This window comes from Nonomuraea sp. NPDC003707 (genome assembly GCF_053587055.1).
This window is the reverse complement of record NZ_JBSFNK010000045.1, coordinates 1-20,042: the sequence shown is the minus strand read 5'-3', so window position 1 is coordinate 20,042 and position 20,042 is coordinate 1. Positions and strand designations below refer to the sequence as shown.

General features: G+C 72.3%; 22 protein-coding genes. 10 read left to right on the top strand and 12 right to left on the bottom strand.

From position 1 onward, the window contains the following. Window positions 1–68 precede the first annotated feature (68 nt). Complete coding sequence (locus tag ACWDRB_RS58155; protein WP_355204042.1) at window positions 69–1,598, top strand: amino acid permease; 1,530 nt, start codon at window positions 69–71, stop codon at window positions 1,596–1,598. A 40-nt stretch (window positions 1,599–1,638) separates the two neighbouring features. Here ACWDRB_RS58155 and lipB read toward each other — a convergent pair whose 3' ends face one another. Next, a complete protein-coding gene (gene lipB, locus ACWDRB_RS58150; protein WP_449910004.1) occupies window positions 1,639–2,274 on the bottom strand; it encodes a lipoyl(octanoyl) transferase LipB in 636 nt (211 codons plus the stop codon). Between lipB and ACWDRB_RS58145 the strand changes: the two genes are divergently transcribed. Both ACWDRB_RS58145 and ACWDRB_RS58140 read left to right on the top strand, forming a co-directional pair. Further along, a complete protein-coding gene (locus ACWDRB_RS58145; RefSeq protein ID WP_449910002.1) occupies window positions 2,265–2,795 on the top strand; it encodes an RNA polymerase sigma factor in 531 nt (176 codons plus the stop codon). The genes lipB and ACWDRB_RS58145 overlap by 10 nt on opposite strands. Then, window positions 2,792–3,367: a hypothetical protein gene (locus ACWDRB_RS58140; RefSeq protein ID WP_449910000.1), complete on the top strand. Its 576-nt coding sequence runs from the start codon at window positions 2,792–2,794 to the stop codon at window positions 3,365–3,367. The genes ACWDRB_RS58145 and ACWDRB_RS58140 overlap by 4 nt, the downstream gene beginning before the upstream one ends. Window positions 3,368–3,431: 64 nt before the next feature. On the opposite strand, the gene ACWDRB_RS58135 is transcribed toward ACWDRB_RS58140, so the two are convergent. From ACWDRB_RS58135 to ACWDRB_RS58125, 3 genes are all read right to left on the bottom strand, one after another. Then, a complete protein-coding gene (locus ACWDRB_RS58135; protein ID WP_350741857.1) occupies window positions 3,432–3,626 on the bottom strand; it encodes a PspC domain-containing protein in 195 nt (64 codons plus the stop codon). A 62-nt stretch (window positions 3,627–3,688) separates the two neighbouring features. Further along, window positions 3,689–4,195, bottom strand: coding sequence for an HAD domain-containing protein (locus ACWDRB_RS58130; protein WP_449909997.1), 507 nt, complete (start codon window positions 4,193–4,195; stop codon window positions 3,689–3,691). Next, on the bottom strand, window positions 4,192–5,109 hold the full coding sequence (locus tag ACWDRB_RS58125; RefSeq protein WP_355204026.1) for an AraC family transcriptional regulator: 918 nt from the start codon (window positions 5,107–5,109) through the stop codon (window positions 4,192–4,194). Before ACWDRB_RS58125 ends, ACWDRB_RS58130 begins: the two co-directional genes overlap by 4 nt. A gap of 75 nt (window positions 5,110–5,184) precedes the next feature. Between ACWDRB_RS58125 and ACWDRB_RS58120 the strand changes: the two genes are divergently transcribed. Both ACWDRB_RS58120 and ACWDRB_RS58115 read left to right on the top strand, forming a co-directional pair. Further along, window positions 5,185–5,988 (top strand): NmrA family NAD(P)-binding protein, encoded by an 804-nt coding sequence (locus ACWDRB_RS58120; protein ID WP_449909995.1) that lies wholly within the window; start codon window positions 5,185–5,187, stop codon window positions 5,986–5,988. A 124-nt stretch (window positions 5,989–6,112) separates the two neighbouring features. Continuing rightward, entirely contained in the window at window positions 6,113–6,943 is an 831-nt protein-coding gene (locus ACWDRB_RS58115; protein WP_350741849.1) for an undecaprenyl-diphosphate phosphatase, read from the top strand. Here the strand turns inward: ACWDRB_RS58115 and ACWDRB_RS58110 are convergent. The 3 genes from ACWDRB_RS58110 to ACWDRB_RS58100 all read right to left on the bottom strand — a co-directional run bounded on the left by ACWDRB_RS58110 (window position 6,935) and on the right by ACWDRB_RS58100 (window position 9,241). Beyond that, window positions 6,935–7,609: a hypothetical protein gene (locus ACWDRB_RS58110; protein ID WP_397369076.1), complete on the bottom strand. Its 675-nt coding sequence runs from the start codon at window positions 7,607–7,609 to the stop codon at window positions 6,935–6,937. The two genes, ACWDRB_RS58115 and ACWDRB_RS58110, sit on opposite strands and share 9 nt — an antisense overlap. Window positions 7,610–7,689: 80 nt before the next feature. After that, window positions 7,690–8,067, bottom strand: coding sequence for a hypothetical protein (locus ACWDRB_RS58105; RefSeq protein ID WP_449909992.1), 378 nt, complete (start codon window positions 8,065–8,067; stop codon window positions 7,690–7,692). 25 nt (window positions 8,068–8,092) lie between these two features. After that, a complete protein-coding gene (locus tag ACWDRB_RS58100) occupies window positions 8,093–9,241 on the bottom strand; it encodes an MFS transporter (RefSeq protein ID WP_449909990.1) in 1,149 nt (382 codons plus the stop codon). Between the two features lie 87 nt (window positions 9,242–9,328). Between ACWDRB_RS58100 and ACWDRB_RS58095 the strand changes: the two genes are divergently transcribed. The 3 genes from ACWDRB_RS58095 to ACWDRB_RS58085 are packed head-to-tail and all read left to right on the top strand — an operon-like array spanning window position 9,329 to window position 12,719. Next, window positions 9,329–9,685, top strand: coding sequence for an ArsR/SmtB family transcription factor (locus ACWDRB_RS58095; RefSeq protein WP_350741841.1), 357 nt, complete (start codon window positions 9,329–9,331; stop codon window positions 9,683–9,685). Then, a complete protein-coding gene (hrpB, locus tag ACWDRB_RS58090; protein ID WP_449909987.1) occupies window positions 9,685–12,069 on the top strand; it encodes an ATP-dependent helicase HrpB in 2,385 nt (794 codons plus the stop codon). Before ACWDRB_RS58095 ends, hrpB begins: the two co-directional genes overlap by 1 nt. Beyond that, on the top strand, window positions 12,066–12,719 hold the full coding sequence (locus tag ACWDRB_RS58085; RefSeq protein WP_449909985.1) for a hypothetical protein: 654 nt from the start codon (window positions 12,066–12,068) through the stop codon (window positions 12,717–12,719). The genes hrpB and ACWDRB_RS58085 overlap by 4 nt, the downstream gene beginning before the upstream one ends. On the opposite strand, the gene ACWDRB_RS58080 is transcribed toward ACWDRB_RS58085, so the two are convergent. After that, complete coding sequence (locus ACWDRB_RS58080) at window positions 12,693–13,886, bottom strand: threonine synthase (RefSeq protein WP_449909983.1); 1,194 nt, start codon at window positions 13,884–13,886, stop codon at window positions 12,693–12,695. The genes ACWDRB_RS58085 and ACWDRB_RS58080 overlap by 27 nt on opposite strands. Before the next feature lie 47 nt (window positions 13,887–13,933). Between ACWDRB_RS58080 and ACWDRB_RS58075 the strand changes: the two genes are divergently transcribed. Beyond that, a complete protein-coding gene (locus tag ACWDRB_RS58075) occupies window positions 13,934–15,376 on the top strand; it encodes an amidase (RefSeq protein ID WP_449909981.1) in 1,443 nt (480 codons plus the stop codon). 105 nt (window positions 15,377–15,481) lie between these two features. Then, the gene (locus ACWDRB_RS58070; protein ID WP_449909979.1) at window positions 15,482–16,819 is read left to right on the top strand and encodes an MFS transporter; all 1,338 of its coding nucleotides are present in this window, start codon (window positions 15,482–15,484) and stop codon (window positions 16,817–16,819) included. Here ACWDRB_RS58070 and ACWDRB_RS58065 read toward each other — a convergent pair. The 4 genes from ACWDRB_RS58065 to ACWDRB_RS58050 form a co-directional block, all read right to left on the bottom strand. After that, the gene (locus ACWDRB_RS58065; protein ID WP_397369069.1) at window positions 16,794–17,612 is read right to left on the bottom strand and encodes a helix-turn-helix transcriptional regulator; all 819 of its coding nucleotides are present in this window, start codon (window positions 17,610–17,612) and stop codon (window positions 16,794–16,796) included. The two genes, ACWDRB_RS58070 and ACWDRB_RS58065, sit on opposite strands and share 26 nt — an antisense overlap. A 13-nt stretch (window positions 17,613–17,625) precedes the next feature. Beyond that, window positions 17,626–18,471 carry an aldehyde dehydrogenase family protein gene (locus ACWDRB_RS58060; RefSeq protein WP_449909977.1) on the bottom strand — a complete coding sequence of 282 codons (846 nt, stop codon included), beginning with the start codon at window positions 18,469–18,471 and terminating at the stop codon, window positions 17,626–17,628. Next, window positions 18,464–18,661, bottom strand: a complete 198-nt coding sequence (locus ACWDRB_RS58055) for a hypothetical protein (protein WP_185070165.1) — start codon at window positions 18,659–18,661, stop codon at window positions 18,464–18,466. The genes ACWDRB_RS58060 and ACWDRB_RS58055 overlap by 8 nt, the downstream gene beginning before the upstream one ends. Continuing rightward, window positions 18,651–20,042, bottom strand: a 1,392-nt coding sequence (locus ACWDRB_RS58050) for an aldehyde dehydrogenase family protein (protein ID WP_449909975.1), incomplete at its 5' end; no start/stop codon positions are given. The genes ACWDRB_RS58055 and ACWDRB_RS58050, both read right to left, overlap by 11 nt.

Sequence of the window (20,042 nt, the reverse complement as noted above, 5' to 3'; positions counted from 1 at the left end):
CGTCGCCAAAGAAATGGTCTAGATGTAGTCCAAATGGAGCGTCCTCCACGCCCCCCAGGGAGACCTCAATGACCACTGAAGAGGATTCCAGGCGACTCGCCGAGCTCGGCTACAAGCAGGAGCTGGCCCGCACCTGGAGCGGTTTCTCCAACTTCGCCATCTCCTTCTCGATCATCTCCATCCTCGCCGGCTGCTTCACCACCTTCGGACAGGCCTGGAACTACGGTGGCCCGATCGCCATCTCCTGGGGCTGGCCGCTGATCTCCGCGTTCATCCTGATCATCGGTTTCTGCATGTCGGAGCTGGTGTCGGCGTACCCGACGGCGGGCGGCATCTACTGGTGGGCCGCCACGCTGGGCAAGCCGATCCACGGCTGGTTCACCGGCTGGCTCAACCTGATCGGCCTCATCGCCGTCACCGCGTCGGTGGACTACGGCTGCGCCACGTTCCTCAACATGACGCTCAAGCTGCTCACCGACGGCGCGTGGGAGGCCACGCTGCCACAGGCGTTCCTGCTGTTCGTGATCATCCTCGTGGCCCACGCGCTGATCAACATCTACAGCCACAAGCTCATCTCGCTGCTGCAGAATATCTCGGTCTGGTGGCACGTCGCGGGCGCCGCGATCGTCGTCGGGATCCTGATCTTCGCGCCCGACCACCACCAGTCGCTCGGCTTCGTCTTCGGCGGCACGAACAACAACTCCGGCTTCGGCGCCGGCTCCGACGGGCTGTCGTTCTGGTTCTACGTGCTGCCGCTCGGCTTCCTGCTCACCCAGTACACGATCACCGGTTTCGACGCCTGCGCGCACGTGTCGGAGGAGACCCAGGGCGCGGCCAGGACCGCCGCCCGCGGCCTGTGGCAGTCGATCTTCTACTCGGCGATCGGCGGCTGGATCCTGCTGCTGTCGTTCCTGTTCGCGGCCACGAACGTGGACGAGATCAACAAGCAGTCCGGCTTCGTGGGAGCCATCTTCGAGACCGCGCTCTCAGCTCCGCTGGCCACCGTGGTGTTCGCGATCTCCACGATCGGCCAGTTCTTCTGCGGAATGAGCTGCGTGACGTCGATGTCGCGCATGACGTACGCGTTCTCCCGGGACCGCGGCGTGCCCGGCTGGCGGCTGTGGTCGAAGGTGGACCGCAACCGCACCCCGGTCAACGCGATCATCGGAGGCTGCGTCGTGGCCGCCCTGATCACCCTGCCCGCCCTCTACGCGCCTCCCGGGCTGACCACGCCGGTCGCGTTCCTGGCCGTCGTGTCGATCGCGGTCGTCGGCCTCTACCTGGCCTTCCTCATCCCGATCTGGCTCCGGCTCCGCGCGGGCGACGCCTTCAAGCCGGGCCCGTGGACGCTCGGCCGCAAGTACAAGGTGCTCTGCTGGATCGCCTGCGTCGAGATCGTCGTCGTGTCGATCTACTTCATCATGCCGATCTCGCCCGCCGGGGTGCCCGGCAACAAGGCCTTCGACTGGACCTCGGTCAACTACGCCCCGATCGCGGTCGGGGTGGTGCTGGTCGGCATCGCCCTGTGGTGGGCGCTGTCGGCCAAGCACTGGTTCACCGGCCCCCGCCGCACGGTCGACGAGGTCCCGATCTCCTGACCCGGCCCGCGGGTACGGCCACCGCGGCCGTACCCGCCGCTCAGGAGGCTTCGAAGGCGGTGGCCACGGCCGTGCGGACCTCGGCCATCGAGGCCGTGCCCAGCTCGCGCTTGAGCGAGGTCATGTCCACGTCGGGCATGCCGCAGGCGACCGCCCAGTTCCACGGCTCCAGGTCGCCGTCGACGTTGAGCGCGAACCCGTGGCTCGTGACGCCCCGGCTCTGCCGCATCCCGATCGAGATGATCTTGCGGCCGGTCTCGGCGGTCCAGACACCGGTCAGCAGCTCCGAGCCCGGCGGCGTGTCGCGGCGCTCGGCGGGCAGCCCGAGCTTGCCCAGCGCCTCCACCAGCCGCAGCTCCACCTCGCGCACGTAGTCGACGATGCCCTGGTCCTCGGCGAGCTTGACGATCAGGTAGCCGACGAGCTGGCCCGGCCCGTGGTAGGTGAGCTGGCCGCCGCGCCCGGTCTCCATGACGGGGATGCCGCGCTCGGGGGCCGGTAGGTGGGCCATCGGCGTGCGGCGCCCGACCGTGTAGACCGACGGGTGGCTGAGCAGCCACAGCGTGTCCGGCCGCTCGTCCCGCTGGCGCTGCCCGACGAGGTCGGTCATGCGCTCCATCGCGGCGTCGTAGTCGACGAGATCGTCCTGGACGAGTGTCAGCGGCCTTGCCCTCATCCTTCGAGGATAAGCGGCATCCCGGGCATCGGCGCACGCGGCCCGGACCGCCGTTCCTCGCCCGCCGCGTCGAGGATCCGCACACCGTCGCGGATCTGGTCGCCGAGGTCTTCGTGGCGGTGCTGGACTCGGCCCACACCTACCGCGCCGACCTCGGCACCGAGATCGCCTGGCTGTACGGCGTGGCGCGCAAGACGATCTCGGCCGAGCGGCGGCGGGCGTACAAGCAGTACCGGCTGACCGACCGGGTGAGCGGGCGGAGGCCGTTGGACACCGACGACGTCGCCCGGCTCGAAGAGCGCATCGACGCGGAGCGGCACGCCCGGCGGGCCTTCGAGGCCATGGCCGGCCTGCCCGAGGGGGAACGCGCCGTGCTGGAGCTGGTCGCCATCGACCAGCTCACGGTCACCGAAGCGGCGCACGCCCTCGGCATCCGGCCCGGGACCGCCAAGGTACGCCTGCACCGCGCACGCCGGACGCTGCGGAACCTGCCCTTCGTCATGGATGGAGCACCACGATGAGATTCGAGGAGCAACTGCTGATGGATCTGAAAGCGGAGATCGGCGCGCGGACCGAACGGCGTCGCCGCGTCACCCGCCGGCTGCTCGCCGGGGGCGCGGTGGCCGGGCCGGCCGCCGGAGCGGCGATCGCAGTACCCCTGCTGGCCGGGGCGGAGACGCCCGCGTACGCCGTGACCAAGCAGGGCGACGGCACGATCCGGGTCGAGATCAAGGAGTTCGGCGACGCCGGCAAGCTGGAGCAGGACCTGAAGGCGGCGGGCGTGACCGCCGACGTCACCTATCTCAAGCCCAGGACGACGTGCGCCCCGGGCAGAGGCGAACCCGTCGGAGGCGAGGCCACCACCCCTGAGGAGTGGCGCCGGTCCGTCTCCTACAAAGCCGCCCGCCCCCGGACCTCCGGGGTGGACATCAGTCCCCGGTACGTCGGCGCGGGCCAGACCCTGGTGCTGGAGTTCGCCGAGAAGCCGTACTGGAAGCTCAAGGCTCAGGTGATCACCGGCCAGGTCAAGCCCTGCACGGTGATCGACGACCCGGGCGGCTCCTCAGCGGGGCAGCCGCCCATGGGTAACTAGCGACCGGTCGAGCCGGCCGTCCGCCGATCCACGGCGGGCGGCCCACCGGCGCCTGTCACGGACGTCACGCCGCCGAACGGTAGCCCCTCGGCTCCTCCGGGATGAGGATCCACATGACGACGTAGACGACCCACAGCGGCCCGGGGATGAGCGACAGCAGGAGCCACAGGATCCGGACGAGAGTGGGCGGCAGGCCCATCTTGTCGGCGAGACCGCCGCAGACGCCGGCCAGAATCCTGTGCTCTCGTGAGCGGTACATGATGTTTCCTCCGTGTGTGACGACCTACCTGTTCAACGGGCGGACAGGCCGACGGACTCCCGTCAGGAACCCTGAGAAAACCCTGTAAGGGTCAGCCACTCATGTGCCATGCCCAGATGTCGGCTGGTCAGTCCCCGTGCCGGGTCCACGTGGATGAGCAGGAAGTCAGCCAGACCCTGATGCACCCTGAGATACTCCTCGTCCTCCGCCCACACCTGGTCGTCGAACCAGACGAACGGCCGCCGGCCCACATAGCGGGCCACGTGCCGCGTCTTGAACATCTCCCCATGCTCTGAGACCACGTTCGGGTCCACGGGGATGACGGGCAGCGAGGGCAGGCCGATCCTGGGAGCGATCCAGTCGTTGGCGTGGTGCTCCCACGTCGTCGCCCAGACCAGCTCGGAGCCGGTCGCCAGGGCCAGGTCGAGGAGCCTGCGGCCGTGGCGCGGGTTGAGGTGCACGGTGTAGACCTCGCCGTCGATCGTGCACCGGTAGCGCCGGAAGTCCGGAGTGGGCCGGCCCATCGGGTTGAGCACGCCGTCCACGTCCAGCAGCAGCAGTGGTTTCATCCGGCCCGGTACTCCTGCGGGCTGACGCCGCGTACCCGCTTGAAGGCCGCGCTGAGCGCGAACGGGCTCCCGTACCCCACCTTCCTGGCCACCGAGCCGATCGTCGCGTTCGGCTCCCGCAGCAGGTCGGCGGCCAGCGCCAGGCGCCAGTCCGTGAGGAAGGACATCGGCGGCTCGCCGACCAGTTCGGTGAAGCGCCTGGCCAGCGACGCCCTGGACACGCCCACCTCGGTGGCCAGCGCGGCGACCGTCCACGGGTGCGCCGGGTTGTTCTGCAGCAGGCGCATGGCCCGGCCCACCACCGCGTCGCCCATCGCGCGGTACCAGGCGGGCGCCTCGTTCGCGTGAGTGGCGAACCACGAGCGCAGCACCGCGATGAGCAGCAGGTCGAGCAGCCGGTCGAGGACCGCCTCCTGGCCCGGCTCGTCCTTGACGATCTCGGCGCCGAGCAGCGAGATGATCGGGTCTCCCGGCTGGACGAGCAGCTGCGGCAGCGCGTCCAGCAGCCGCCTGCTGACCTCGCCCTCCAGGTTGTACGTGCCGGTGAGCAGCACGGTGCCCCCCGACGGGTCGTTCCCCCACGTGCGCACGCCCATGGACATGGTGTCGTAGGGCGACTCGCCGTCGATCGTGCGGCACTCCTGGCCGGGGAGGATGACGACCTGCGGCTTGAGGCCGGGCTCCGAGGCCACCGTGTACGGCCGCGGCCCCCGGGCGATCGCGACCTCCCCCGGCGACAGGCGCACGGGCTCGCCCGAGTCGAACGCGATCCACGACTCCCCGCGCACCTGCGCGATCAACGACAGCGGGGCCTCGTCCTGGATGCGCATCGACCAGGGCGGATCCAGGATCGAGCGGAGCAGGAAGGCGCCACGGGCCCGCGGGCCGTCCAGTAGCGCCGCCAACTGGTCCATGGGTTAGACGATCGCATATGCCATTGCGCTTCTCAACCATGGAGAGTCTTATGGGTATGGCGGCTTACTAGATATATGACGATTCTGGTTCTGGGCGGCACGGGCAAGACCGGCCGCCGTGTGGTTGACCGCCTCAACGCTCTCGGCCTGCCCGTGCGGATCGGGTCCCGCCCCCTCTTCGACTGGCAGGACCGCTCCACGTGGCCGACGGCCCTCGACGGCGCGACGGCCGTCTATCTCGCCTATGTCCCCGATCTGGCCTTCCCCGGCGCGTACGAGGACGTCAAGGCGTTCACGGAGCTGGCCGTGAGCGGCGGCGTGCGGCGGCTGGTCCTGCTGTCCGGGCGGGGCGAGCCGGAGGCGGAGGCCAGCGAGCGGACCGTGCGGGAGTCCGGGGCCGAGTGGACGATCGTCCGCTGCAGCTGGTTCATGCAGAACTTCAGCGAGGGCTTCTTCTACGACCAGGTGCTCGAAGGCGTCATCGCGCTGCCGGTCGCCGACGTGCCCGAGCCGTTCGTGGACGTGAACGACATCGCGGACGTGGCCGCCGCCGCGCTCAGCCGGAACGGCCACGCGGGCCGGCTCTACGAGCTCACCGGACCGCGGCTGCTGACGTTCGCGCAGGCGGCCGAGGAACTGTCCAGGGCCACCGGCAGGGAGATCTCGTTCGCGCGGGTGACGCCGGAGGAGTACGTGACCGCGGCCGTCAAGAACGGCGTGCCCGAGGAGGAGGCCGCGGGCCTGGCCGCGCTGTTCACCGGCATCCTGGACGGCCGCAACGCCTCGGTGGCGGACGGCGTGCGGCAGGCGCTCGGCCGCCCGGCCCGCGACTTCACCGACTACGCCGAGGCCGCCGCCGCGATGTGGCAGCGCCTCTGAGATCTCACGGGGTCGGTGCTCCTCGTGGCCGTACGGGACTCTGTACGCGACGCGAGCAACCCACCGGCCCCGGCATCCGCTAGCCTCACCCTCGTCACTCCCGCGTTCTCGGAAGGTTGTCGTCGTGATCGGCTGGCTAGAAGCGGTGGTTCTGGGGTTGGTCCAGGGGCTCACGGAGTTCCTGCCGATCTCCTCCAGCGCCCACATCCGGGTGGTCTCCGCCATCGCCGGCTGGCAGGACCCAGGGGCGGCGTTCACCGCCGTCATCCAGATCGGCACCGAGCTGGCCGTGCTGATCTATTTCCGCAAGGAGATCTGGGAGATCATCTCCACCTGGACCAGATCGCTGTTCAACAAGGACCTGCGCGGTCACTGGGCCGCCCGCATGGGGTGGTACATCATCGTCGGCTCGCTGCCGATCGTGGTGCTCGGCGTGACGTTCAAGGACCAGATCGAGACCGTCTTCCGCGACCTGCGCCTGGTGGGCACCACGCTGATCGTCTTCGCCCTCCTCCTCTGGTTCGCCGACCGCACCGCCCGCAACAAGCTCACGCTGGAGAAGCACCTCAGCTTCCCCCACGCGATCGTGTACGGCTTCGCCCAGGCGCTCGCCCTGATCCCCGGCGTGTCCCGCTCGGGCGGCACCACGACCGCCGGCCTGCTGCTCGACTACCGCCGCGAGGACGCCGCCAAATACTCGTTCCTGCTGGCCATCCCCGCCGTGCTGGGCTCGGGCGTCTTCGAGCTGCGCGAGATCGGCAAGGGCCCGGCCCCCGAGTGGGGGCCGACGATCCTCGCCACGGTCATCTCGTTCGTCGTCGGATACCTGGCCGTGGCCTGGTTCCTGCGTTACATCAGCACCCACCGCTTCACCGGCTTCGTGATCTACCGGATCGTCCTGGGCTTCTTCCTCATCCTCGCGGTCACCGCGGGCTGGATCCCGGCCCTAGGCTGACACGAGGGCCGGAGCCGGATAGTACGCCGCCCACGCCTCGTCGCCCATGCGCAGGATCTTCAACCCGGTCCAGCCGAGGGCGACGACGGGCAGGATCCAGAACACCACGGTCAGGGGCCCGTACGGGACGGGGAACGAGACGACGTAGCCGACGAAGACGAGCAGCGGCACCCACCAGCCGACGAAGCCCGCCCGCCACACGGCCGCGGTCAGCAGCGGCAGGCCGAGGATGGCGAAGAACATCCACGGCATCTGGAAGCCGATGATGACGCCGGGCAGGTTCAGCATCTCGTCGAGGATGCGCTGCGCCTCCGCCGGCGAGTTGTGCTGCCCCAGCCACCACTCCACGGGGTCGATCATCAGCAGCGCGGACAGCGCGAGGTAGCCGATCACCGTCATCCCCGCCCCCACGTGGCCGAGCCGCGTGGCCCTGCGCCGGGTCAGATGGGCCAGGCCGAGCGCGGCCACGCCCATGAGCAGGTAGCTCCAGTGGTAGAGCGCGGACTCGGTCTGGGCCAGCGCGGGGTTCGCGCCGTAGCTGACCGCCTCCCGGTCGTCGCCCCAGGTGCCTGGATCGACGACGACGGCGACGGCCTGGAGCAGCGGGGCCACGATGAGCAGTACGCCCGCCGCGATGCGCCGAAAGGTCACCTGGTCGTTCAACATGCCGCCGACGGTAGGCGCCGCGCCCGCCGCCCGTCGTCCGTCTGCGGACCGATCCGGCGTCCCCTACGCGGTGGAGAAGATCACGTCGGCCGGAGGGTCCGGGGGTAGCGGCTGCAGAGGGCGAAGACGACGGCGAAGAGGGTCCAGGCGGCGACGTACGCGACGGGGTGGGCCCAGGCGTCGCCGACGAGGTCGCTCAGCGCGGCGCGGCCCTCGAAGTAGAGCGCCAGGCCCGCCACCGCGCCGGGGATCGCACCCCACCACCGCTGCCACCACACCTCGTGGACGACCACCTCGAACACGACGAGGGCGATCGGGCCGAACAGCAGGAACTTCAGCCCGGGCGGCTGGGACAGCAACGCGGTGAGCCCCATGATCGCCACCGCCGAGGCGGCCGTCAGGAGCACCACGGCCCCGAAGGGCGCGGGCTCGTTCCGGGGGTCGATGTCTTCGGACATGATCACCATTCTGGCCGACGGCGCGCTACCCGACGGACACGCCCTCCTTCGGGGAGACCGCCTGCGGACGGTAGGTGGCCAGCGTGAACAGCAGCGCCACCAGCCCGAACGCGGTGGCCAGCACGGTCACGCCCGTCCTGCCGTACCAGTCGAGCGTCGCGCCGCCGGCCAGCCCGGCCAGGAACAGGCCCACGTACTGGGCCGACGACAGCAGCCCCAGGCCGATCGGCACGTTGCCGGGCACCACGGAGACGGTCCTGAACTGCTGGGCGGGGGCCACCAGCCACCCGAGCGCGCCCCACAGGAACGCCCATACGAGGGCGACGGGCAGGGCCAGGTTCGCAACGGGGATGAGGGCCAGGAACAGGGTGCTCGCGCCCAGGGCGAGCAGCACCATCCTGCGCGGCCCGTACAGGTCGGTGAAGCGCCCGCCGAGCTGGTTGCCCACGATGCCGCCGATCCCCCACGCCCACAGCACGGCGGGCAGCGGCAGGTCGATCAGCGACCCGATGTAGGTGTACGCGGTGAACGCCGCCGCGAACAGCAGCAGCTGCGTCACCAGCACCGCCAGCACCTGCCGGTCGCCCAGCGGCGCGAGACGCTCCCGCAGCCGCCCCGACGTCGGGATCCTGACCACCGGCACCACCGTCGCCACCCAGGCGAACCCGATCACGCCCAGCCCCGCCACCATCCACAGCGTGGACCGCCAGCCCGAGACCGAGCCCAGCCAGGTGCCCAGGGGCACGCCGATCGCGTTCGCGACCGTCATCCCGCCCATCACCAGCGCGAGCGCCCGGCCGCGCCGCTCGGGCTCGGTCAGCGCGTTCGCCACGCCGGACGCGGTCGGCGTGAACATCGCCGCCCCCGCCGCCGCGACCACCCGGGTGGCCATGACCAGCGGGTACGTCGGAGCCAGCGCGGTCAGGACGTTGCCCAGCACGAACACGCCGAGGGCCACCAGCAGCAGGGTCCTGCGCGACAGCCGGGCGGTCAGGGCGGCGAGGACGGGCGACAGCACCGCGTACGCCAATGCGAAGACGGTCATGAGCTGCCCCGCCGCGGAGGACGAGATCCCCAGTTCCTTCGAGATGGGCGGTAAGAGCCCGGCGGTCACGAACATGCCCGTACCGATGGCGAAATTTCCGGCAGCAAGCGGGTAGAGCCGCGAAGTCATGGGGCCTCCAGAAAAAAGTTGGACATGCATCAAACTGACGTATAGTTGGATTGTTGTCAAACAATAGAACGAAGGTAGGGTTTGACCATGCGCCTGCTACCTCACCCGGCTACGGAGGACATCGAGCTCACGGAGGTCCTGCGGGCGCTGTCCGACCCCGTCCGCCTGGAGATCGTCGTCCGGCTCGCCCTCAGCGGCGTGATGAACTGCGGCGAGGCGGGCGACGACCTGGGCGTGCACAAGTCGACGGCCTCGCACCACTACCGGACGCTGCGCGAGGCGGGCGTGGTCATCACCAAGCAGGAGGGACGGCTGAAGTTCATGAGCCTGCGCCGCGACGACCTCGAGTCCCGCTTCCCCGGCCTGCTCGACTCCGTCCTCTCCGCCGCCGGGATCCCGAGCCCTGCCCTGATCCCGAGCGCCGACGTCCCCGCCCCGCGTTGATGCGCCACGACTCGCTGCCCATCCGGCACGTCCTGCCCGACCTGCTCGCCGCGCTCGACCGGCACGGCAGCGCGGTGCTCACGGCCCCGCCCGGCACGGGCAAGACGACGGTCGTGCCCCTGGCCCTGGCCGAGGCGGGCATGCGGGTGCTGGTCGCCGAGCCGCGGCGGCTGGCCGTGCGCGCGGCGGCCAGGCGGATGGGCGTGAGCTACACGATCAGGGGCGAGCGCCACACGGGCGCGAACCCGATGGTCGAGGTCGTCACCACCGGCGTCCTGCTCCAGCGCCTCCAGCGGGACCAGGAGCTGGCCGGGGTGGACGCGGTCGTGCTCGACGAGTGCCACGAGCGGCACCTGGACGCGGACACCTCCCTGGCGTTCCTCCTGGACGTACGCGACACGCTCCGGCCCGACCTGCGCCTGCTGGCCACCTCGGCGACCGCCGACGCCGAGCCGTGGTCCCGGCTGATCGGCGGCCCGATCGTCGCGGCCACCGGCGCCGCGTACCCCGTCGAAACGGTGTGGGCCCCGCCTGCCCGCCCGGTCGCCCCGCCGCACGGCCTCCGCGTCGACCCCGCGCTGCTGTCCCACGTGGCCTCGGTGGTCCGCAGGGCGCTGGCGGAGCGGGACGGCGACGTGCTGTGCTTCCTGCCCGGCGTGGCCGAGATCGCCAGGGTCGCCGGGATGCTGGACGGCGTGGCGGTGCTCCAGGTGCACGGACAGGCCCCGGCCCACGTCCAGGACGCCGTGCTCGCGCCGGGCCCGGCCCGCCGGGTGGTGCTGGCCACGTCGGTCGCCGAGTCGAGCCTGACCGTCCCCGGCGTCCGGGTGGTGGTCGACTCCGGCCTGGCCCGCGAGCCCCGTACCGACCACGCCCGCGGCCTGGGCTCCCTCACCACGGTCAGGGTCTCGAAGGCGTCGGCCGGCCAGCGCGCGGGCCGGGCGGGGCGCGAGGCGCAAGGCACGGTCTACCGCTGCTGGTCGGCGGCCGACCACGACCGTCTCGCCGACCACGCGCGGCCGGAGATCGCGCTCGCGGACCTGACGGGGTTCGCGTTGCAGGCGGCCTGCTGGGGCGCGCCCGACGCGTCGGGCCTGGCGCTGCTGGACCCGCCGCCGCCCGCCGCGATGTCCGCCGCCGGCCGCACCCTGGAGGCGCTGGGCGCGCTGGACCCGGCCTCGCGGGTGACGGAGCGCGGGCGCCGGATGGCGCTCGCGGGCGTGCATCCCCGCCTGGCCAGGGCCCTGCTCGACCTCGGCCCGAGCGCGGCCGAGGTGGTGGCCCTGCTGTCGGAGCAGCTGCCGCGCGACGCCGGCGACGACCTGGTGGAGGTCTGGCGCGCGGCCCGCCGGGGCGGCACCGGCTTCGCCGCCCGCTGGCGCCAGGAGACCAGGCGCCTCCAGCGGACCGCCGGCACGGGCCGCCCGGACCTGCCCGGCGACGCGCCGGCCGGGACGGCGGTGGCGCTGGCGTTCCCCGAGCGGGTGGCGCGCAGGCGGGGCGGCGGCTACCTCATGGCCTCCGGCACGCAGGCCCAGCTCCCGGAGGGGTCCAGGCTGCACACCGCCGAGTGGCTGGCCATCGCGGTCGCCGACCGGCAGTCGGGCTCGGCCTCGGCCCGCATCAGGCAGGCCGTGGAGATCGACGAGGCGACCGCCAGGCTGGCCCACCCCACCACCACCCAGGACGAGATCGCCTGGCACGTCCCTCCGGGCGAGCGTCGCGGCGACGTGCTCGCCCGCAGGGTCGAGCGCCTGGGCGCAATCGAGCTGTCCGCCGCCCCGCTCAAGGACGCCGACGTCCGCGAGGCCGTCCTGTACGGCCTGCGCACGGAGCCCGACGTCCTGACCTGGACGAAACAGGCCAAGGACCTACGGGATCGCCTGGCCTTCTGCCACCGCGCCATCGGCGCCCCCTGGCCCTCCACGGACGCGCTCATCGACCTGGCCGACCAGTGGCTGGAGCCCGAACTGTCCAGGGCCCGCCGCCGGGCCGACCTGGAGCGCATCGACGTGGCCGCGGCGCTGAAACGCCTGATCCCCTGGAGCGAGCGCCTGGAGCGGGCGGCTCCCGAACGCATCGAGGTCCCCAGCGGCTCCCACATCCGCGTCGACTACTCGGGCGACCGGCCGGTGCTGGCGGTGAAGCTGCAGGAGCTGTTCGGCTGGCAGGAGACGCCCGAGATCTCCGGCGTGCCCGTCCTGGTGCACCTGCTCTCCCCGGCGGGCCGCCCGGTGGCCGTCACCGCGGACCTGGCGTCGTTCTGGCGCGAGGGCTACCGTTCGGTACGCGCGGAGCTCCGCGGTCGCTACCCCAGGCACCCCTGGCCGGAGGACCCGCTGACCGCGCCTCCCACCCGCCGCGCCAAGGAGAGACGAGCATGACCAGCGTGGCAGCCGCCGCCCGCGACAACGCCGAGTGGTGCGACGCGATGTGCCGCGCGCACGGCATGCCCGGCGCGTTCGCGGACCCGGCCTGGACCAACCCCGCCAGGACCCCGCCCTTCTACCCGGACGCGGTGACGCTCTCGCCCGACGCGACGGCGGCCGACGTGCTCGGCCGCATCGACGCGGGCCCGGGGGCGTCGGTCAAGGACAGCTTCGCCACGCTCGACCTGCCGGGCTTCGAGGTGCTGTTCGAGGGGCAGTGGATCCACCGTGAGCCGCCGGAGCGCCGCGAGCCCACGATCGCCATGGAGGTGGTGAGCGACGCCGCCACGCTGCGCGCCTGGGAGCAGGCGTGCTTCGACGGCGAGGTCGGCGGCCTCTTCCTGCCCACGATCCTCGACGAGGCCACGATTCTGTGCGGCAGGAGAGGGGGCGCCATCGTCTGCGGCTCCGTGCTCACCCCGCGCGAGCGGGTCGTGGGCGTCTCCAACGTGTTCGGCGAAGCCGCGTGGGAGGCGACCCTGGCCGTGGCGGCCAGGGTGTTCCCCGGCCGGCCGCTGGTCGGCTGGGAGGTCGACCCGGCGGACGCCCTGCGGCACGGCTTCAGCGCGATCGGCCCGCTACGCGTCTGGAGCAAGATCGTCTAGGGTCGGGTTCTCCAGCACCGGAAAGCGCTCGGCCCCCACGCCCACGTCCTTGAACCCGCTCGACGTGGCCACGCACACGACGGGCCCGTCGAAGTCCCGCCGCAGCTTCCGGTGTCCCGCGAGCCCCGCCGCGCCCGACAGCTCCTGCCACAGCCCCTGCCCGGCCAGGTCCCGCTGCGCCGCCCGCAGCTCCTCGTCGGTCACGAGCAGGGCCTCGCCGCCGCTGTCGCGCACGGCCACCACCCCGCGGTGCCCGCCGACCGGCCCGGCGATGCCGTACGCGTCGCTGGCCCCCAGCTCGCGGAGCTCGACGATCGCGGCCGGAGCGCCGGTGGCCAGCGCCCGCGCGTGGGGCCCGCCGGCCGCCGTCTCGCAGGAGAACATCCGCGGCACGGCCTCGGTCAGCCCCAGCAGCCGCAGCTCCACGAGCCCCTTCCACATCCCGTAGAGCAGCTCGGCGTACCCGGTGGGGGTGAAGACGGCCGCGGGCACGCCTCCGAGCTGCAGGAACAACTCGTAGGCGATCGTCTTGTAGCCCTCGGGCCCGAACGGATGCCCGGTGTGCGTCACCGTCTGGTTGCTGACCGGGTGGTAGCCGAGCCGGTCGACGACCTCGCGCAGCAGCGGCCAGCGTGCCTCGGCGGGCACGGAGACGACCTTGGCCCCGTACGCGCGCACGAACGCCTGCACGGCGGGCGGCGAGTCCGCCGAGGTCAGCACGATGGCGGGCAGCCCTGCTCGGGCGGCGTAGGCGGCGGCCGAGGCCCCGTGGTTGCCGGACGAGGCCACGACCACGCCGGGCGCGCCCGAGGCGACGGCGGCGCTGACCGCGACCCGGTTGAGGCGGTCCTTGTGCGACCAGGTCGGGTTACGGGACTCGTCCTTGACGTAGATCCCGTCGAACTCCACCAGCGGCGTCCCGCCCTCTCCCAGCGTGGGCGCCTCCAGCGGCGGCAGCAGTGGCGACCAGCGCGCGAGGTCCGTGCCCGGCTCCTGCTCGAACAGGCGCGGATCCACCCGCCCGTAGTCGTACGTGATCTCCAGCGGATAGGCGATCTCGTCCGTGCTGGTCCTGGGACAGCCCCGCGTCAGCGGCGGGAACAGCGGGAACTCGGTCGCGGGGTCGCCCAGCGAGCGCTGGCGGAGGGCAAGGGAGGGTCCGTTCACGTGCATCGACCCTATCGAGCCGCGCGGCCAGGATGCAGACTCTAGTCATGTTGTGGGCAGGCAGGTCCGCTGTCGAGATCGCGACGGCCGTCCGGCGTGGGGACGTCACGGCCACGACCGTCGTCGAGGAGCACCTTCACGCCATCTCGGAGCGGGATTCCAAAGTAGGGGCGTTCCGGCGGATCAGAGAGCGGGCCGTGGAGGAGGCGCAGGCCGTGCAGAAACGGCGCGACCTGGCGGACCTGCCGCTGGCCGGCGTGCCCGTGGCGGTCAAGGACAACCTGGAGGTCGCGGGCGAGGCCACCCGCGGCGGGTCCGCGGTCACGGCGGACGCGCCCGCGCCGGAGGACCACGTGACGGTGGCGCGCCTGCGGGCCGCGGGGGCGGTGGTCGTCGGCCTGACGAACCTGCCCGAGCTGGGGCTCGTCGCGCTCGGCGACAGCGCGTACGGCATCGTCCGCAATCCCTGGAACCCGGCCAGGACAGCCGGCGGGTCGTCGTCGGGCAGCGCGGCGGCCGTGGCGGCGGGCATGGTGCCGCTGGCGCTGGGCAACGACGGCATGGGTTCGCTGCGCATCCCGGCCGCCTGCTGCGGCGTGCTGGCCGTCAAGCCCGGCACCGGGCTCGTGCCCCCGCCGACCGACCACTGGGACGGGCTGACGGAGAACGGCCCCCTGGCGACGACCGCGTCCGACCTGGCGCTGGCGCTGTCCGTGCTGGCCGCCGACCCGGCGCTGGCCGAGTCCTGGCGCGGCGGCCGCCGGATCGAGCCACGGCCACCCATGCTGCGCTCGGTCTGGGCGGACGACGACGAGATCTGGGAGCCGCAGCCGCCCCAGGACAGCCCCGAGCCGTTCGACCTGCGGGTGGCGTACGCGCCCCAGCCGCTCCCCGTCGGCCTGCCTGTCGACAGGGAGTTCCAGGCGGCGGTGCGCGGGGCGGCGGAGACGCTGCGCCAGGCCGGGCACACGGTGGTCGAGCACCGCGACAAGCTGCCCGCCTGGCTCGGCCCCGCCACGATCGCCACCTGGCTCACCAGGGCCGCCGCGTCGGCCGACGGCCTGGACCGGCGCCGGCTCGAACGCCGCACCCGCGGGCTGGCCCGCGCGGGCCGGGTGCTCGGCGCGCTCAAGCTCGACGGCGTGCGCGGCCGGGAGCGCTGGAGCGGCTACGGGGCCGACCAGTGGTTCGGGGACGCCGACGTGCTGATCACGCCCGCACTGGCCACCGTCCCGCCGAAGGCCGAGCGCTGGGGCGAGCGCGGCTTCGTCCGCAACGCGCTGGCCAACATCAGGTACGCCCCCACCACCGGCCCCTGGAACATGTGCGGCTGGCCCGCCATCACGGTCCCCCTGGCCACGCACTCCACCGCGCTGCCCATCGGCGTCCAGATCGTCGCCCCGCCCGGCGGCGAACCCCATCTGCTCGGCCTGGCCGCCCAGCTCCAGGCCGCCCATCCCCCGGTCAGGCCGCCCGGCTTCGCGTTCTGAGCCGCTGTTTCGAGCCGCTGTTTCGAGCCGCTGAGGGTGCACCTGACAGGTGTACCTCCAGCGGGGCGCTGGTCGGCGTGCGGGCCGTGCCGCAGCCTGGTCCGCATGAACACACGTGAATGGCTCGTGCTCGTCACGCTGTGCGGCGCGACGTTCATGACAGGTCTGGATTATTCGATCATCACGGTCGCGCTCCCCGAGCTCGGCCGCGATCTGGGTTTCGCCACGCGGGGCGACCTGCAGTGGGTGGTGACGGCCTGCCTGCTGCCGACGGCCGCGTTGATGCCGTTGTTCGGGCGGGTGTCGGACGTGGTGGGGCGGCGCAGGCTGTTCGCGGCCGGCGTGACGGCATTCACCGGGTTCTCCCTGCTGGCGGCCCTGGCTCCAGTGCCGGGGGTGCTGGTCGGCGCCAGGGCCGGGCAGGGCGTGGCGGCGGCCATGATCGGCCCGACGGCGCTGGCCCTCATGACCACGGCCTTCGCCGAGGGCCCGAAGCGTACGAGGGCGATGGGCGTCAACGGGGCGCTGCTCTCGCTCGGCTTCGTGGCCGGGACCATCGGCGGCGGCCTGGTCACCAGCGGGCTGAGCTGGCGCTGGACCATGCTCATCCTGGTGGGGATCGGCGTGGTCGTGCTGGTGGGCGCGCTCACCGTGCTCCCCGGCGACTCCGGCGGGAGCGCCGTCCGGCTGGACGTGCCGGGGGCCGTGCTGGCGAGCGGCGGGCTGTTCGCCCTGGTCTACGGTATTTCTACGCTCACGTGGGTCGGCGTAGCGGCGGCCGTGCTGCTGCTGGGGGCGTTCCTCGCGGTCGAGGCCAGGCACGCCGCCCCGCTGGTGCCACTACGGCTGCTGCGCCGGCCCACGGTGAAGTGGGGGATGGCGGTGGCGTTGGTGACGTTCGGCATGTGCGGCGGGGCGACGCTGCTGCTGAGCGTCTACATGCAGGACGTGCTCGGCTGGTCCGCGCTGCGGACGGGGCTCGGGTTCCTCGGCGAGGGCGTGGCCGCCCTGGTAGCGGGCGGCCTGGCGGCCCGGCTGATCGGTGCGTACGGCTCCCCCGCGACCGTGGCGGCCGGCCTGACCGCGCAGGCCGTGGGGACGGCGGCGATGGTGTTCCTGCCCGCCTCGGGAGGGCTGGGGGTGCTGCTGGCCACCTCGGCGGCGATGGGCTTCGGTCACGTGCTGACCGTGGTGGCCGCGATCACGACGATCACGTCCGGGCTCGACCCGGCCGACCAGGGGGTGGCGGGCAGCCTCGCGCAGATGCCCACGTTCGTCGGGGCGATCGGGGTGGCCGGGCTGACCGCCGTCGCGTCGGCGTACGCCGAGCTGCTGACGGGCCTGCACGCGGCGTTCGCGGTGGCGGGGGCGGTCGCCCTGCTCGGGGCGGCCGGTGGCGCCCTGCTGCTGCGCCGCGCTACCCCTGCCGCAGCAGGCGTCTGAGCGGCTCCTCCGAACCGGGCTCCGGCTGGAAGAGCACCACGCCCTGTCCCTCGTCGTCGGGCGTACGCAGCAGCTCGGCGGTGAGCGTGACGACGCCGAGCTCGGGGTGGCGGTAGCCGCGCGAGATGGAGGCGCAGTTGCTCACCGGATGCCGCGTCCACATGGCCCTGAACTCGGCGCTCCCGGCCGTCAGCTCGTCCACCAGCGCGCGCAGCCCCTCGTCGCCGGGGAACTTGCCGAGCGACACCTGCAGGTACGCGATGTCGTCCAGGGCCTTGCTCTCCCAGTCGACGTAGAACTCGCGGGAGCGGGGGTCGAGGAAATCCATGCGGGCGAAGTTGGGGCGCGGCTCGCGCTCCGGCGCGTCGAAGTCCAGGTGCGGGGTGAACAGCGCGTGCGCGAGCCGGTTCCAGGCCAGCACGTCGGCGCGCCGGCCCACCGCCCAGGCCGGCACCTCCGTGAACGACTCGACCATGCGCCTGATCCCGGGCCTGAGCAGCTCAGGCCCGACCGGCGGGCGGGACCGGACGGCGCGGGCCAGGCGGTGCAGGTGGGCCCGCTCGTCGTCGTCCAGCCGCAGCGCGCGGGCGAGCGCGTCGAGCACCTCGTCGGAGACGTTCGGGCTCTGCCCCTGCTCCAGCCGGGTGTAGTAGCCGACGCTCAGGCCCGCCAGCGGCGCCAGCTCCTCCCTGCGCAGCCCGGCCACGCGCCGGTGCCGCACCCCCGGCCCGAGCCCGACGTCCTGCGGCTTGAGCCGCGCGCGCCGGGCCCGGAGGAATTCACCGAGACTCATCGATGTGCCGTGCTCAGACCCCGACCGGATGCCAGACGGTCTTGGTCTCCAGGAACCGCGTCATCCGGCCGGTCCCCGGGTCGGCCGCCCAGTCCTGCCGGGAGGGGCGCAGGACGCGCTTGAGGTTCTCCGCCGCCGCCTGCTCGCAGCTCAGCGCCAGGTCGGCGTCCTCGACCCCGGTCAGGTCGAGCCCGTTGACGTCCATGTGCGCCGCCAGCCAGGGCGCCAGCTCGGCCTGGTGCCCGGTGAGGACGTTCACCACGCCCCCGGGCAGGTCGGACGTGGCCAGGACCTCCGCCAGCGTGATCGACGCGAGCGGCGTGCGCTCGGACGCCACGACGACGCACGTGTTGCCGGTCACGATCACGGGCGCGACCACCGACACCAGCCCGAGCAGCGGATCGGCGGGCGCGATCACGGCCACCACGCCGGTCGGCTCGGGCGAGGACAGGTTGAAGTACGGGCCCGCGACCGGGTTGGCCGCGCCGTGCACGGCGGCGATCTTGTCGGACCACCCCGCGTACCAGACGAGCCGGTCGATCGCGGCGTCCACCTGCTCGAGCGCCGCCTTCTTGCCGCCGCCGACCTCCTCGGCGAACTGCGCGCGGCGGCCCTCCAGCATCTCGGCGACCCGGTAGAGGATCTGCCCCCGGTTGTAGGCGGTGGCGCCCGACCAGCCGGGGAACGCCTTGCGCGCGGCCACCACGGCGTCGCGGGCGTCCTTGCGCGAGGCGCGGGACGCGTTGCCGAGGAATTCGCCCTTGGCCGAGGTCACGGGGTAGGACCTCCCACTCTCCGAGCGCGGGAACGCCCCTCCGATGAACAGCTTGTAGGTCTTTTTGACGGACAACCTACTCATCGCCCCGCCCCCTCCACGTGGACTCCTGCGACATCTGGACCGGCACGAAGACCTGGCCGCACCGGCTCACGCCGCAGCGGTGCGCGTACCAGCCGGTGCGTACGGGCCGCCCGGCCCTGGCGAAGGCGTGGCCCCTGGTGGCCTGTGCCCGCCGCCTGGCGCGGCGGGGACGGCGATGCTCACACGTCAAGGTAGGCCTCCAATCCGTGCAGACCGCCTTCGCGGCCGTAGCCGGACTCCTTGTAACCGCCGAACGGCGAGGCCGGATCGAACTTGTTGAACGTGTTGGCCCACACCACCCCCGCCCGCAACCGGTCAGCCATCCACAGGATCCGCGACCCCTTCTCCGTCCAGATCCCCGCCGACAACCCATACGGCGTGTTGTTGGCCTTCTCCACCGCCTCAGCCGGCGTGCGGAACGTCAGCACCGACAACACCGGCCCGAAGATCTCCTCCCGGGCGATCGTGTGCGACTGCGCCACCCCCGTGAAGATCGTGGGCGGGAACCAGAACCCCCGCTCCGGCAGCTCGCAGGCCGGCGACCAGCGCTCGGCGCCCTCCGACTCCCCGACCGCCGACAGCTCTCTGATCTTGGCCAGCTGCTCGGCCGAGTTGATCGCGCCGACGTCGGTGTTCTTGTCCAGCGGATCACCCACCCGCAGCGTGCCCAGCCGCCGCTTCAACGCCGCCAGCAACTCCTCCTGAACCGACTCCTCCACCAGCAGCCGCGAGCCGGCGCAGCACACGTGACCCTGGTTGAAGAAGATCCCGTTCACGATCCCCTCCACCGCCTGGTCGATCGCGGCGTCGGCGAACACGATGTTGGCCGCCTTGCCACCCAGCTCCAAGGTCAGCCTCTTGTCCGTGCCGGCCACCGTCCGGGCGATGATCCTGCCCACCTCGGTCGAACCGGTGAAGGCCACCTTGTCCACATCCGGGTGCGCCACCACCGCCGCGCCGGTCTCGCCCGCGCCGGTCACGATGTTCACCACCCCCGGCGGCAGATCGGCCTGCCGGCAGATGTCAGCGAACCACAACGCCGACAGCGGCGTCGTCTCGGCCGGCTTGAGCACCACCGTGTTCCCGCACGCCAACGCCGGCGCGATCTTCCAGGCCAGCATCAGCAGCGGGAAGTTCCACGGGATCACCTGCCCCGCCACCCCCAGCGGCTTGCTCCCGAACCCGGCATACTGCAGCTTGTCGGCCCAGCCGGCGTAGTAGAAGAAGTGCGCCGCCACCAGCGGCACATCCACATCCCGCGACTCGCGGATCGGCTTGCCGTTGTCCAGCGACTCCAGCACCGCCAGCTCACGCGCCCGCTCCTGGATGATCCGCGCGATCCGGAACAGATACTTGGCCCGCTCCACGCCCGGCAACGCCGACCAGGCGCCGAACGCCTTGCGGGCGGCCTGCACCGCCCGATCCACGTCATCGGAAGAGGCGGTGGCCACCTCGGCCAGCGTCTCCTCGGTCGCGGGGTTGATCGTCTTGAACGGGGTGCCCGCCCCGTCCACGAACTCGCCGTTGATGAACAGCCCGTACGACGCCTTGAGGTCGACCAGGTCACGCGA

Coding starts and splice junctions, on each gene's coding strand:
- ACWDRB_RS58155 (WP_355204042.1), top strand. CDS start 69: ATGACCACTGAAGAGGATTCCAGGCGACTCGCCGAGCTCGGCTACAAG.
- lipB (WP_449910004.1), bottom strand. CDS start 2,274: ATGAGGGCAAGGCCGCTGACACTCGTCCAGGACGATCTCGTCGACTAC.
- ACWDRB_RS58140 (WP_449910000.1), top strand. CDS start 2,792: ATGAGATTCGAGGAGCAACTGCTGATGGATCTGAAAGCGGAGATCGGC.
- ACWDRB_RS58135 (WP_350741857.1), bottom strand. CDS start 3,626: ATGTACCGCTCACGAGAGCACAGGATTCTGGCCGGCGTCTGCGGCGGT.
- ACWDRB_RS58130 (WP_449909997.1), bottom strand. CDS start 4,195: ATGAAACCACTGCTGCTGCTGGACGTGGACGGCGTGCTCAACCCGATG.
- ACWDRB_RS58125 (WP_355204026.1), bottom strand. CDS start 5,109: ATGGACCAGTTGGCGGCGCTACTGGACGGCCCGCGGGCCCGTGGCGCC.
- ACWDRB_RS58120 (WP_449909995.1), top strand. CDS start 5,185: ATGACGATTCTGGTTCTGGGCGGCACGGGCAAGACCGGCCGCCGTGTG.
- ACWDRB_RS58110 (WP_397369076.1), bottom strand. CDS start 7,609: ATGTTGAACGACCAGGTGACCTTTCGGCGCATCGCGGCGGGCGTACTG.
- ACWDRB_RS58105 (WP_449909992.1), bottom strand. CDS start 8,067: ATGTCCGAAGACATCGACCCCCGGAACGAGCCCGCGCCCTTCGGGGCC.
- ACWDRB_RS58100 (WP_449909990.1), bottom strand. CDS start 9,241: ATGACTTCGCGGCTCTACCCGCTTGCTGCCGGAAATTTCGCCATCGGT.
- ACWDRB_RS58095 (WP_350741841.1), top strand. CDS start 9,329: ATGCGCCTGCTACCTCACCCGGCTACGGAGGACATCGAGCTCACGGAG.
- hrpB (WP_449909987.1), top strand. CDS start 9,685: ATGCGCCACGACTCGCTGCCCATCCGGCACGTCCTGCCCGACCTGCTC.
- ACWDRB_RS58085 (WP_449909985.1), top strand. CDS start 12,066: ATGACCAGCGTGGCAGCCGCCGCCCGCGACAACGCCGAGTGGTGCGAC.
- ACWDRB_RS58075 (WP_449909981.1), top strand. CDS start 13,934: ATGTTGTGGGCAGGCAGGTCCGCTGTCGAGATCGCGACGGCCGTCCGG.
- ACWDRB_RS58070 (WP_449909979.1), top strand. CDS start 15,482: ATGAACACACGTGAATGGCTCGTGCTCGTCACGCTGTGCGGCGCGACG.
- ACWDRB_RS58065 (WP_397369069.1), bottom strand. CDS start 17,612: ATGAGTCTCGGTGAATTCCTCCGGGCCCGGCGCGCGCGGCTCAAGCCG.
- ACWDRB_RS58060 (WP_449909977.1), bottom strand. CDS start 18,471: ATGAGTAGGTTGTCCGTCAAAAAGACCTACAAGCTGTTCATCGGAGGG.